We start from the raw sequence: 12,490 nt of genomic DNA on the forward strand, positions 1-12,490 counted from the left end.
TTTTACAAATTAGGGTTAGAGGAATACTATTTTTAACGATATCAACGGAAGGATGTGTTCAGGATGGAAGAGACAAAAATGAAGAGGCACTGCAGCCATTGCAATCAGGAAACGCTGCACATTGTTCGTGAAGATGCTCTCGAACTCGAATATACGTGCACCAACTGCAAACATACAGAAACAGAAGTGAAAACGTTCTTTTGATTAATACGAAAAAAGGGGCTGTCCTGAAAGTCGAAAATTGACCTTCAGGCAGCTCCTTTGACGTGAAAAATCTTCAATGAAAAGTTGATTGGAGTGCAAGGTGCGAGACTCCTGCGGGACTAGCGTGTCAGGTGAGACTCCCGCTGGTGCTTGCACCAAAAAGTAGGCGTTCACGCCGGTAAGGCTCACCGCACGCCCCGCGGAAAGCGAGCAGCCTGGAGCGGAGATCAACAGCTACCAGACTTCTTGGACAGCCCCTTCCACTTATTTTAATAGCTTCTTAACTAACTTTAACCCGTTCTTTGCAGAAGGATATCGGAAGGAGAAATCAAACCGGTTTGTTTGCTTCAGCACGCTTTTAGAATGAGAGAACGTTTCAAAGCTGTATTTTCCGTGGTAGTTCCCCATCCCGCTTTCTCCAACACCGCCGAACGGAAGGTAAGGCGTGGCGATATGCATGAGAGCATCATTTATGCAGCCTCCACCGAAAGAAACACGCCCCGTAATCTGGTCCTCCGTTTCCTTGTTTTGTGTAAACAAATAGAGAGCAAGCGGCTTCGGGCGTGAGTTGATGAACGTAATCGCCTCATTCAATGAAGTATATTCCATAACCGGAAAAATCGGGCCGAAGATTTCCTCTGTCATAACTGGAGAATCAGGGCTTACCTCATCAAGCAAGGTAGGCGCAATTCTATTTTTGTCATCCGATTTTTCTCCGCCGAAAATTATCGTCCCGTCGTTCAAATAACCCGTTAGTCTGTTATAGTGGTGACCATTTACTATTTTTGAGTAAGAGCTGTTTTCAATCGGCTGCTCTCCGTAAAATTCTTTAATCGTCACCTTCATTGCCTCAATAAGTGCAGCTTTTACATTCGTATGGACAAGCAAATAGTCTGGAGCAATACACGTTTGCCCCGCGTTCATAAATTTACCGAAAACGATTCGTTTCGCCGCAAGCCTGATGTTGGCATCTTCATGTACGATCGTAGGACTTTTCCCGCCAAGTTCAAGCGTGACGGGAGTTAATCTTTTGGAAGCAGCCTCCATGACAACTTTTCCAACCCGTACACTGCCCGTGAAAAAAATGTAATCAAATGGCTGATCTAGAAGAGCTTGACTCGTTGATACTCCACCTTCTGCCACTGCGATATAAGACGATGGATATAGCTCCTGCAAAATATCTGCAATCAGCGCAGACACATTCGGTGTCAGCTCTGAAGGCTTGATAACAGCCGTATTTCCTGCAGCAATCGCACCGACAAGCGGAGATAATGCAAGCTGAAACGGATAGTTCCAAGGAGCAATGATCAGCACCGCACCATAAGGCTCCGGCAGGATATAACCTTTTGATCCTGCATGTGTTAAAGCGGTCCGTACTTTTTTCGGCTTCACCCATTTTCTTAGGCGCTTCATCGTAAAATTAATTTCTTCATATAAAATTCCAATTTCTGTCGAATATGATTCAAGTTCCGATTTATTTAAATCAAGTGCAAGAGCCTTGACGATCTTCTGTTCATTCATCTTTACTCCAGCTTTCAGCTTTTTCAGCTGTTCCAAACGGAAGTCTATGCTTTTTGTTTCCTGGGATGCAAAATAAAATTTTTGATTCTGCAGAATTTGATTAACTTCTGCTGCTGATGCTTCTTTCATGATACATACCCCTTTTCCATTGCCAGATCATATGTTTAAAAACTTAAACATATGAACCTGCAAGGTTACTATAGTTTCTTTCCAAATAAAAGTCAACACCAAAAAGGTGCCTGACACTGCCGTGCCTGGCACCTTCTAATAATTAAAATTGAGCAGTTTATACTCCAGAAATTCATCCATACCGTACTTCCCGCCCTCGCGGCCCATCCCGCTTTCTTTCATACCGCCAAACGGTGCCTGCACATACCCGACTTTTGTTCCGTTAATGCCGATCATCCCAAATTCCAGTCGATCTGAAACCCTGATAGTCCTTCCAAGATTTTTCGTATATACATAAGCAGCCAAACCGTAGACCGTCTCGTTCGCCTGTTCGACAGCTTCGTCTTCTGTCTCAAAGGGGATGAGGGGAATAACAGGGCCGAATGTTTCTTCCTGGAAGATTTTCATCTCTTGTGTGACATCACACAGGATGGTCGGTTCAAAGAAATTCCCTTTTTTGTATACGCCGTTCCTAAGTGGGTTGCCTCCTGCTATAATTTCGGCTCCTTTATGTACGGCATCTTCGACTTGGATCTGTACCTGTGAGAGCGCCGCTTTATGGATGAGCGGCCCGATCTCTACACCCGGCTCTAATCCATTTCCGATTTTCAGTTCTTTTATTTTTTCAGTTAACACAACCGTAAATCGGTCAAGCACAGTTTTTTGGACAAATACACGGTTAGCACACGTGCAGGTCTGACCATTGTTTTGAAACTTATTTCGTATTAAACCATCAACCGCAAGATCAATGTCTGCATCATCAAATACGATAAAAGGGGCATGTCCCCCAAGCTCGAGAGAAACCTTCTTCAGTTTTTTTGCAGCTTGTTCCATGAATTGCTTTCCGATCTGAGCGGATCCTGTAAAACTGATCTTTCTGACCTTATCATGGTTCACAAAGACTCCACTGATTTCCTTTGCATTTCCGATGACCAGATTGGCTGCACCATGCGGCAGACCAGCCTTTTCAAAGATTTCAAAAAGAGCAATGGCCGACAGCGGTGTTTCAGGGGACGGCTTAATAACCACCGTGCACCCTGCTGCCAGGGCAGGAGCCAGTTTCCTTGTAATCATGGAGAAGGGAAAATTCCATGGTGTAATGGCCGCCACAATGCCGACCGGATGCCGCTGAACAAGAAGTCGCTGGTTTTGTTCAGAAGAAGGAAGGATCTCACCATAAATTCGCTTTGCTTCCCCAGCATACCAGAGGACATACTCAGCACCCAAGAGGACTTCCCGTTTCGCCTCGGCAAGCGGCTTCCCTTCTTCCATCGTTAGGATTTTTGCCAGCCGGTCCGCATCTTCTATAATTAAGTTATAGGTGGTTCTCAAGTAGTCAGCACGTATTTCCGCTGTTTCTGCTGCCCAATGAGGAAAAGCTCTTTCAGCGGCATTAACCGCACGCTCTGCGTCTCTTTCACCGCCAAAAGCGACACTTGCGATGAGCTCCCCGGTCGCTGGGTTTCTCACAGGATGACGTTCTCCCTTTGCCGCCTCTAACCATTCTCCGTCTATGAACATTTCCGTCTTTACCAAAGCAGCAATATCAGCCTCCATATCGTGTCCTCCTAAATGACTCCATCAGCCTTGGCCGTACTTTATAACAGTACGATTCTATTCCCTGCATCGAACAACTATAAACAGGTGGGGCTGTCCAAGAAGTCTGTAAGCTGTTGATTTCCGTTCCAGGCTGCTCGCTTTCCGCGGGGCGTGCGGTGAGCCTTACCGGCGTGAACGCCTACTTTTTGGTGCAAGCACCGGCGGGAGTCTCACCTGTCACGCTAGTCCCGCAGGAGTCTCGCATCTTCCACTTCAATTAACTTTTCATTGAAGATTTTTCAAGCCAAAAAGGGGCTGCCTGAAGGTCAATTTTCGACTTTCTGGACAGCCCCACCTGAATGGTAACTTCCTAGCCGATCTCCCTTTGGAGCTGGCTGTGGTAAAGCTCGGAGTAAAAGCCTTTTTGCTTCAGAAGTTCATCGTGAGAGCCTCTTTCAAGTATTCCTCCGTCTTTTAACACGAGGATCTGATCGGCTTTTTGAATGGTGTTCAGCCTGTGGGCGATAATAAAGCTCGTCTTGCCTTCCATCAGCCGCTGCAAGGCTTCCTGAATTTTCATCTCTGTGATCGTATCAATGCTGCTCGTCGCTTCATCCAAAACGAGGATGACAGGATTGGACAGGATGGCTCTTGCGATGCTTAACAGCTGCTTCTGCCCCTGGCTGATGCCGCTGCCATCCTGTTCAACCATGGTCTCGTACCCATTAGCAAGTTTTGTAATAAAGGAGTGGGCATTCGCCTCCTTTGCTGCTTCCCTGACTTCCTCATCTGAAGCATCCAGCCTTCCGTAACGGATGTTTTCCATAATGGTCCCTTCAAAGAGGAACGGATCCTGCAGCACAAATCCCATATGCTCCCGAAGTGCCTTGCGGTTAATCCCCGTGATTTCGCGCCCGTCCACGAGAATGCTTCCGCTGTTCGCATCATAAAAACGGGACAAAAGATTGATGATCGTCGTTTTCCCCGCTCCCGTCGGACCGACCAAGGCGACCGTTTCACCTGGTGAGGCATGAAATGAAATATCATTGACGGTATTGCCTCCTTCTTCATAGGAGAATGAGACATCCTTAAATTCAATCTCTCCATGAACACCATCCAGATCTTCGTTTCCTTCTTCATCTTTCGTCTCTTCTTCCTCATCCAGCACTTCAAACACCCGCTCCGCTCCTGCAACAGCTGATAAGAGCGTATTAAACTGGTTGGAAAGATCATTCAGCGGGCGGGTAAACTGCCTCGAGTATTCGGCAAAGATTACGATGGTCCCGATCGTGACCATCCCTTTTAAAGCTAAAACGCCTCCTGCCCCGGCAATTAAAGCAAAGCTGACGTTATTCAAAACATTCATCAGTTTGGGAATGAAACCTGAATACGTTTGTGCCCAAAACCCGGATTCCTTTAACTTATCATTTTTCGCCAAAAGCTCAGCAATCACACGATCTTCCTGAGAGAAAGCTTTTACGATCCGCTGTCCTGAAACGGTTTCCTCGATATAACCGTTCAGTTCCCCAAGGTTTCTCTGCTGTTCCTTAAATAATCGGCCTGTACGGCTTGTGATCCACCGCATACCAAGGAACATAACCGGCACAATCACAAGGGTGATCGCAGTTAGGAGCGGGCTCAGCCAAAGCATGAATCCAATTGTTCCTAACAGAGTCAGTACACTGGAGAAAATCTGGATGACCGAAGAGTTAAGTGTGGAGCTTACATTCTCAATATCATTGATGACCCGGCTCATGATTTCTCCATACTGGCGCTGATCGAAGAATGGGATCGGCAATTTGTGAAGATGGCGAAACAGCTGAGTCCTCATCGAGAAGACCGTATTCTGTGCAATTCCGATCATCCAGTAGTTCTGAAGCCATAGCGCTCCGGAGTTCAGGATATAAATAGCCAGTAAACCGGCAAGAAGCCTTAAAAGGCCGCTGTTTTCTTTTGTAATAATATAATGGTCAATGGCCTTTCCGATCAAAAAAGGGCCAAGAAGACCGAGAATTGAACTTAGGACAACCATGAAGAGGACGAGCCATAAGCGACCCTTCTCACGTGCCAGATAGCTCCAGATCTGCTGAAGTGTTCTTCGCCAATCCTTTGCTTTCTCTTTTTTTCTTCTCGGTACGGCTTCCTTCGCCATCACCTCTTGAACGACAGCCCTTTTATGCCGGAACGGTTCATTCAAACCCTTGAGCATGCTTTAACGACTCCTCTCCAAACTGAGATTCGAAGATTTGCTGATACAGGCTGGAGCGCAGCAGCAGGTCCTCATGTTTTCCTTCCATCAGCAGCTTGCCGTTTTCAATCAGCAGGATTTTATCCGCTTCCATTGCTGTAGCAATCTTTTGGGTGATAATCAGGATCGTAGAAGGATAGTTTCTCAGTGCACCGAGGAGTTTTCCTTCTGTTTTCAAATCAAGAGCACTTGTACTGTCATCAAGCAGCAGAATCTTCGGCTTTCTGACTAAAGCCCTTGCAATGGAAAGACGCTGTTTTTGTCCCCCAGATAAATTGACCCCTTTTTGCCCGAGTTTGGTTTCATATTGTTTTGGCAGAGACGCTATGGTTTCAGCAATCTGGGAATTCTCAGCAGCTGCCCTAATCTCTTCCTCGGTGGCGTTTTCTTTTCCCCACGCTATATTCTCCTTTAAGGTTCCTGTGAAAAGAAGGGCTTCCTGAGGAACAAGGCCGATGGCACTTCTTAGATGCTCGAGCTTTATGCGTGATATATCCATTCCATCAATCAGAATCTTTCCCTCATCTACATCATAAAGTCGGGGAATCAGCTGAAACAGCGACGACTTTCCGGACCCTGTCGCTCCCATGACTGCTACAGTCTGTCCTGGTTCAGCTTTAAATGAAATGTGCTCCAGGACTTGTTTTTCCGTCCCCGGATAATGAAAGGATACTTTCTGAAACTCAATTTCACCTTTGAAACCAGGACGGATTATTTCTGAATCTTCATGGTTAACGAGATCCACCTCGGTATTGAGCACATCAGAAATCCTGTTTCCTGATGCCTTTGCTCTTGAAAAAGCCATGATGATCCACGAAAAAATAGAAAAAGTTGACGTGATTCGTGTGCTGTAGTTGATGATGGCTACTAGATCACCGACCTTTGCATCTCCCGTATTGACTTGAACACTGCCAAACCAAAGGATACATAAGATGGCGATATTCATAACGAGAAGCAGGATCGGATTCGTAGACTCCATCAGCCTCAATGCGAAAGCTGTATTATTCTTAAGCTTGCTGTTGGCTTCGGTAAACCGTTTGACTTCATGCCTGCTTCTTAAGAAAGCTTTAATGATGCGGATACCTGAAAGGTTTTCCCGCATAACCCCATTCACTTTATCCAGGTTTTCTTGAACAGACTTGAACAATACGCCTCCTTTTTTCAAGACCCACATTAAAAATACAAATAAAATTGGAATAGCCACTGCTATGAAAATGGCCAATTTCGCGTCTACGACAAATGACATGACGAGTCCGCCTATGATCATTAAGGGTGCTCTCAGCATGACCCGCAAACTCATAAACACCGTGTTTTGCATCTGGGTCACATCATTGGTCATTCTTGTGATCAGAGACGTAGTAGGAAACCGGTTGAAATTCGCAAATGAGAACGCTTGAATTTTCGTAAACAAATGCTTCCTGAGATCATATCCGTAGTTTTGACTGACGTGCGAAGCATAGAAGGAATTGATTACACCGGCTGCAAACGCGCAAAGCGATATGCCGACCATGACTCCTCCCCACACCATGACCACCTCAAGATCTTTTTTCAATATCCCATTATCAATAATTTTGGCGATCAATAACGGCTGCAAAAGCTCGACAGCCAGCTCAACAAGCATCAAAAACAAAGCAACAGCAACCTGCAATCGGTAAGGTTTTAAAATCGACAGGACTTTCAAGACTGCATCATCCTCCAGAGCCATCTGTAAAAAATATAATAATATGTATTGTTTACTTACTTAATCATACCTTTTCTGGATAATTTATTAAATAATTTGAACTTTTCGAAGCATCTCGATTTCCTTCATTTATGGAAAGAATGATATAATTCAAAAGAAAATGGACTGCAGGAGGTGTTTACAGTGAATGGACAGAACCGGAAAGACATCTCTCCAGGACTCGAGGTTAATATTGTTTTAAAACAAGATCAAAGAAGCGGCAAACTCACAAATGGTATTGTGAAGGATATCCTGACGAACGCTGCTTTCCATCCGCACGGAATTAAAGTACGGCTCCAAAATGGACAAGTAGGCAGAGTGAAGGAAATAATCATCAATTAGAGCTAGCGCTTCAAAACAAGGAGGAACCAAAATGAGCAATGAAATAAAAAACAGCGAACTACCGCCAAAAACATGTACGATCGAACGTTTAGTCACCCTTCCTGAGGACGTGGAAAAAGTACTTTCAGGAGAAAAAACAGCCACTCGCCGCAACGGCAGATATGCTGACATCGGGGAAATCATGGAGCTTAAAGGCTCAAAGTTTATTGTTGAAAACGTGTATTCCCAGACGCTTGGCGAATTAACAGACGAGCATGCAAAACAGGAAGGCTTTGAAGATGTGGAAGGCTATAAAAATTCCATTCTCTCGATCCACCCTGGTATGCCTTGGCTGCCTCACATGAAAGTATGGGTTCATGAATTCCGCGCGCTGGAAGAGTAATAGCAGCTCTCAATGAACATGGCCTATCGTGTTTTGCTTTATATTCATATTCTTAGCGTTATCTTATCAGTCGGGCCTTTCTTTATTTTGCTTCCTTTATTAAAGAAGCTAAGAACAGCAGGTACTGACAATGAAGAGGCTTACTTGGACTCCTTTAAGGCAGCTGTTCGTCTTGCCAAGCATGCGGGTCATGTCCTTGTTGTCAGCGGGGTATTGCTCGTGCTGATTACGAACCGATCGTGGACAACGCCATGGCTGTTGACCACGATCATCATCTTAATCTGCTCGCTTTATTTTCTCGCAAGAGCCTTTTCGCCAACCATACGAAGGTTTAAAGACCTTAAAGAACAAAGGAATCCTCTTGTAACCAAACTAAAAAAAGCAATTTGGATCTACATGGCCCTCATGATGGCCATGCTATGGTTCATGGTTGCCAAGCCTGTAATATGGTAGAGAAAAAGGAGCGATCCCATTTTTGGATCAGCTCCTTTTTTCTTTTATCCATGAACCGCCACCCCGGCGAAAAACTCCTCATACAATGCCAAAACTGCTTTTCTTTCATCGCTCACTCTTACACCGAACATCATACTTACCTCAGAAGAACCCTGATTGATCATTTCGATGTTAACTCCCGTTTTGGCCAAAGCCGTTGATGCACGGGCCGCCGTTCCTACACTTTCTCTCATCCCTTCGCCCACCATCATGATAAGAGCCAAATCACGTTCTACTTTTACATCATCTGCCTGAAGCTCCTCTTTAATCCTTTTAACAATCTGTTCCTCCACAGATTTAGTGAATCGATCCTGCCTGAGAATGATGGAGATGTCATCAATTCCCGATGGCATGTGCTCAAACGATAGGTGAAAGTCCTCCAGAATGCTAAGAAGCCTGCGGCCAAATCCAATCTCGCGGTTCAAAAGATATTTGCTGACATAGATACTGCAAAAGCCATCATCACTGGCAATACCAATAACAGGGCCATTAGCCAGCTCTCTTTCTTTTACAATCATGGTTCCAGGTTTTTTCGGCTGATTCGTGTTCTTCACGTTGACCGGTATGCCTGCTTTAAAGGCCGGCATGAGCGCTTCATCATGAAATACAGAAAAACCTGCATAGGAGAGTTCACGCATTTCACGGTACGTAATTTCACTTATTTCTTTTGGACGGTTAATAATTGTAGGGTTTACTGAATAGACGGCATCCACATCCGTGAAGTTTTCATAAACATCGGCCTTTATGCCGCTTGCCAGAATAGAACCGGTAATATCTGAGCCGCTCCGGGAAAAGGTCACAATCTCACCTTCTCGATTAAAGCCAAAAAAACCCGGAAAAATAATGATGCCTTTCCGGTCTCTAAGTCTATATAGAGAGTCATAGGTTTCCGGCAGTGGCTGGGCGTTTCCCGGCTCGTCAGTAACAAGAAGACCTGCTTCCTCGGGATTAACATAATGAGCATCTGTACCTTTGTGCCGAAAATAAGCCGCAATCAGCCTCGCATGGCTGTCCTCCCCGCTCGCCTTTACTGCATCCATATATTTCTGCGGATTACTGCGGTCTCTGTTCAATAATTCCAAGAGGTTCGCTTTAATTTCCGCGACCGGTTCCCTTGGAAGCTGAAGCCCTTCAGCAATGCTTTCATAACGGTCAATAATGCCCTGAAACGCGTTTTGGTCTTCTCTTCCTTGAAGATACGCTGCAGCACATTCTATTAAAAGATCCGTAACCTTTGTGTCTTCTGCAAACCGTTTTCCCGGGGCTGACACCACGACTACTTTACGTTCCGGATCTGAAACGACAATATGAAACACTTTTTCCACCTGCTCTGAACACGATAAAGATGAACCACCGAATTTCACGACTTTCATTTTTAACATCCCCTACTGTTAGTATTTGCCCGGTAAATTTTAGTTACTATTATTACGCGTTTCAGTATAAGATGCAAGGATATTTTCCATACAGAGAAAACAAATGTCCTCTCTAAAAGAACTAATGATTAAGTATTACTTAACACTCCCGGGCAATATTTGCGGTTTTTCGATTATTTCCGAGGGAATATTCATGAAACAGGGGAAATAATGAAAGGTCCTGTCAGGATTACCCGACAGAACCTTAGAAATCTATTTTACTTGTACTCTTACTGGGTCAAATGGTTTCCTTTGATTCCTTCGTTTTCTACTCAAATGTTCCTTTCACAACTGGTATACCATCCTGAACCATGACCTGCCCTTTAGCAATAACCGTATCAATAGCCATTGTATCTTTAGTTAAAAGCACAAGATCGGCATCCTTCTTCTCATGCACAAAGCCTTTGTTCTTAAGCTTCAATACTTGGGCGGGGTTGGAGGTGATCACCTTTAATGCGTCTTCAAGCGAAACCCCTTCCTGCAGGACAGCATCTCTGACTTCTTTAAACAGTGAAGAAACTTTTCCTACCTGCAGCCCTTTAAATTCCCCATCTTCATTAAAAACTGGAAGACTTGCCTGGCCATCGGATGAGAACGTGATGTTCCAGATCGGAACGCCCTGATCGAGCATCATCTTAAGTCCCTTACTGCATTTCACTTCGCCCTCTTCTAAGAATTTCGGTATGGTGCTCGTCGTCAAATCAACAAAACCGCCCCGCTTGGCAAAGCGGATACCGTCATGAAAAAGTTCTTCGGTACGGTTAATATGAGTCGGATGAAAATGCCTTATCGGTATATTCGTTCGTTCGATCAGTTCCTCTATCGGTTGAACCCTCGATTCACCGGCCCCAATATGGACTTCTAGAATACCGGCTTTTCCTGTAAGCAAGCCTCCGTTGCGGGCAGCTGCTGCTATCTTCGTTAATTCCTCAAAAGTCGGCTCAGAAGAACGATGGTCTGAGATAGCGATCTCCCCCACTCCAATGACCTTCTCGATAAAAATAATATCTTCTTCAACCTTGCCTGTGATGGTGCGTACAGGCAGCTGATATGATCCGGAATGGATATAGGTGGTGATTCCTTCTTCATCAAGGGCATGAGCTTTCGCTAGAAGACTCTCCATTTTCCTCGTCGTTCCATCCGTCCCAAGCAGCCCGACCATCGTTGTAATGCCGGCAGTTGTAGCATTAGTCAGCATCAATTCAGGCGTACGTGTTTTGAAGCCTCCCTCTCCTCCACCGCCAGTGATGTGGACATGGGAGTCGATAAAGCCCGGTACAACGAGCTTATCTGTTGCATCGATAATAGTGATCGGCACAAAGCTGTCCGGAATATCAATCTGTTTTCTGATATAGCCGATCTTTCCGCCTGCAAGCAATATATCTTTCTGCCCCAGATGATTCGGGCTGTATACATCTCCATTTTTTATTAAAGTAAGCACTGCTTTGTTCCCTCCAATTTTGTCAATTGCCCCAGCTGTCTATTGTGTACTCGGATAGCAGGAGCGTGCGGAATTTTACACATCGATTACTTCAGAGGGCATAAATTATTTGTCTAGATTATAAAAAGAAGCCGGCTTTTATGCCGGATTCCTCTTATTTCATTTAGCAAGCTGCCTCTGGATGAAGGTCAGCGTATGTTCAATAATAGCTTCCTGATCATGATCGAGGGTGGCTACATGGTAGCTGTCACTCATGTAATACAATTCTTTATCCTCTGAAGAGATTTGTTCATAGATGAATTGAGAATTCAGCGGTGGTACGACATGGTCTTCCTCCGAAACGAAAATGAACGCAGGGCACGTTACCTGGTCAAGATGATTCTTAACTTCTTCCATAAGCTTTAAAATTTCCTTCACAGATTGGACCGGTGTTTTTTCATAGGCAAGTTCTAATATACCCTCTTTTTTTATATCCGAACCGATGGCGTCCAGAAAACGGGGCTCTGCAGCATTTTTTAACGGTTCCATCTCCGGGATATCTATAGCCGCATTAATGGGTATGATTCCTTTGATTTCCGGATATTTTTCAGCCAGATAAAGGGTTAACGTCCCCCCCATGGAAAGTCCCGTGACAAAAATCGTATCGCAGCGTTCCTTCAGCCATTGGTATCCTTCCTCCACAGATGCAATCCAATCCTGATGATTGCTTTGTTCCATGTCCTCATAATGGGTACCGTGCCCTTTAAGCCTGGGACCGCAAACGGTATAGCCTGCTTCTGCATAAGCCTTGCCCAAAGGCAGCATGCTTTGTGTTGAACCAGTAAAACCGTGCGAGACCAAAATCCCCCACCTGGCTGCCTTCATAATAAAACGCCTCTGCATCTTTTAAAACCGGATACTTTAGTGCCCTATCTTCCATGGATATCACCTTCCATTTAAAGGATTTGTACACCTAACACTTCGTTTAAAGGGATGAGAGTCCTGCTTGCCATTCGCTTCTGTCTGCAAGGATTTCAAGTGC

Annotated in this window: 11 protein-coding genes and 2 pseudogenes; 5 read left to right on the forward strand and 8 right to left on the reverse strand. The window is 44.9% G+C overall.

The features are described from left to right. Positions 1 to 63: 63 nt before the first annotated feature. Positions 64 to 204 (forward strand): hypothetical protein, encoded by a 141-nt coding sequence (locus AR335_RS24740; protein WP_199805110.1) that lies wholly within the window; start codon positions 64 to 66, stop codon positions 202 to 204. On the opposite strand, the gene AR335_RS24430 is transcribed toward AR335_RS24740, so the two are convergent. From AR335_RS24430 to AR335_RS18690, 3 genes and pseudogenes are all read right to left on the reverse strand, one after another. Beyond that, positions 205 to 435: a hypothetical protein gene (locus tag AR335_RS24430; RefSeq protein WP_156419093.1), complete on the reverse strand. Its 231-nt coding sequence runs from the start codon at positions 433 to 435 to the stop codon at positions 205 to 207. A 33-nt stretch (positions 436 to 468) separates the two neighbouring features. Next, a pseudogene (locus AR335_RS18685) lies at positions 469 to 1,860 on the reverse strand (aldehyde dehydrogenase); the annotation flags it as partial. A 129-nt stretch (positions 1,861 to 1,989) separates the two neighbouring features. Next, complete coding sequence (locus AR335_RS18690) at positions 1,990 to 3,450, reverse strand: NAD-dependent succinate-semialdehyde dehydrogenase (protein ID WP_062238706.1); 1,461 nt, start codon at positions 3,448 to 3,450, stop codon at positions 1,990 to 1,992. 116 nt (positions 3,451 to 3,566) lie between these two features. Here AR335_RS18690 and AR335_RS24435 point away from each other — a divergent pair, with 116 nt between their 5' ends. Then, positions 3,567 to 3,713: a hypothetical protein gene (locus AR335_RS24435; protein WP_156418804.1), complete on the forward strand. Its 147-nt coding sequence runs from the start codon at positions 3,567 to 3,569 to the stop codon at positions 3,711 to 3,713. Between the two features lie 89 nt (positions 3,714 to 3,802). Here the strand turns inward: AR335_RS24435 and AR335_RS18695 are convergent, their stop codons facing one another. Together AR335_RS18695 and AR335_RS18700 are read right to left on the reverse strand one after the other, a co-directional pair. Then, on the reverse strand, positions 3,803 to 5,641 hold the full coding sequence (locus AR335_RS18695) for an ABC transporter ATP-binding protein (protein ID WP_062238708.1): 1,839 nt from the start codon (positions 5,639 to 5,641) through the stop codon (positions 3,803 to 3,805). Further along, complete coding sequence (locus AR335_RS18700; protein WP_062238710.1) at positions 5,622 to 7,385, reverse strand: ABC transporter ATP-binding protein; 1,764 nt, start codon at positions 7,383 to 7,385, stop codon at positions 5,622 to 5,624. The genes AR335_RS18695 and AR335_RS18700 overlap by 20 nt, the downstream gene beginning before the upstream one ends. Before the next feature lie 159 nt (positions 7,386 to 7,544). Between AR335_RS18700 and AR335_RS18705 the strand changes: the two genes are divergently transcribed. From AR335_RS18705 to AR335_RS18715, 3 genes are read left to right on the forward strand one after another with little or no spacing between them, the layout of a single operon-like run. Further along, the gene (locus tag AR335_RS18705; protein ID WP_062238712.1) at positions 7,545 to 7,742 is read left to right on the forward strand and encodes a YwbE family protein; all 198 of its coding nucleotides are present in this window, start codon (positions 7,545 to 7,547) and stop codon (positions 7,740 to 7,742) included. A 31-nt stretch (positions 7,743 to 7,773) separates the two neighbouring features. Then, complete coding sequence (locus AR335_RS18710) at positions 7,774 to 8,124, forward strand: ASCH domain-containing protein (RefSeq protein WP_062238714.1); 351 nt, start codon at positions 7,774 to 7,776, stop codon at positions 8,122 to 8,124. 18 nt (positions 8,125 to 8,142) lie between these two features. Next, positions 8,143 to 8,577: a hypothetical protein gene (locus AR335_RS18715; RefSeq protein WP_199805118.1), complete on the forward strand. Its 435-nt coding sequence runs from the start codon at positions 8,143 to 8,145 to the stop codon at positions 8,575 to 8,577. Between the two features lie 44 nt (positions 8,578 to 8,621). Here AR335_RS18715 and AR335_RS18720 read toward each other — a convergent pair whose 3' ends face one another. The 3 genes and pseudogenes from AR335_RS18720 to AR335_RS18730 form a co-directional block, all read right to left on the reverse strand. Further along, positions 8,622 to 9,989 (reverse strand): aspartate kinase, encoded by a 1,368-nt coding sequence (locus AR335_RS18720; RefSeq protein WP_062238718.1) that lies wholly within the window; start codon positions 9,987 to 9,989, stop codon positions 8,622 to 8,624. 307 nt (positions 9,990 to 10,296) lie between these two features. Then, entirely contained in the window at positions 10,297 to 11,469 is a 1,173-nt protein-coding gene (gene iadA, locus AR335_RS18725) for a beta-aspartyl-peptidase (protein WP_062238720.1), read from the reverse strand. Positions 11,470 to 11,628: 159 nt separating this feature from the next. Further along, positions 11,629 to 12,388, reverse strand: a pseudogene (locus tag AR335_RS18730) (alpha/beta hydrolase). Between the last annotated feature and the right edge of the window lie 102 nt (positions 12,389 to 12,490).

The organism is Fictibacillus sp. FJAT-27399 (genome assembly GCF_001510655.1).
Taxonomy (GTDB): Bacteria; Bacillota; Bacilli; order Bacillales; family Fictibacillaceae; genus Fictibacillus_C; species Fictibacillus_C marinisediminis.

What these genes read in the sequence shown, in the direction of transcription:
- AR335_RS24740 (WP_199805110.1), top strand. Translation starts at nt 64, where the DNA reads ATGGAAGAGACAAAAATGAAGAGGCACTGCAGCCATTGCAATCAGGAA.
- AR335_RS18690 (WP_062238706.1), bottom strand. Translation starts at nt 3,450, where the DNA reads ATGGAGGCTGATATTGCTGCTTTGGTAAAGACGGAAATGTTCATAGAC.
- AR335_RS18695 (WP_062238708.1), bottom strand. Translation starts at nt 5,641, where the DNA reads ATGCTCAAGGGTTTGAATGAACCGTTCCGGCATAAAAGGGCTGTCGTT.
- AR335_RS18700 (WP_062238710.1), bottom strand. Translation starts at nt 7,385, where the DNA reads ATGGCTCTGGAGGATGATGCAGTCTTGAAAGTCCTGTCGATTTTAAAA.
- AR335_RS18710 (WP_062238714.1), top strand. Translation starts at nt 7,774, where the DNA reads ATGAGCAATGAAATAAAAAACAGCGAACTACCGCCAAAAACATGTACG.
- AR335_RS18715 (WP_199805118.1), top strand. Translation starts at nt 8,143, where the DNA reads ATGGCCTATCGTGTTTTGCTTTATATTCATATTCTTAGCGTTATCTTA.
- AR335_RS18720 (WP_062238718.1), bottom strand. Translation starts at nt 9,989, where the DNA reads ATGAAAGTCGTGAAATTCGGTGGTTCATCTTTATCGTGTTCAGAGCAG.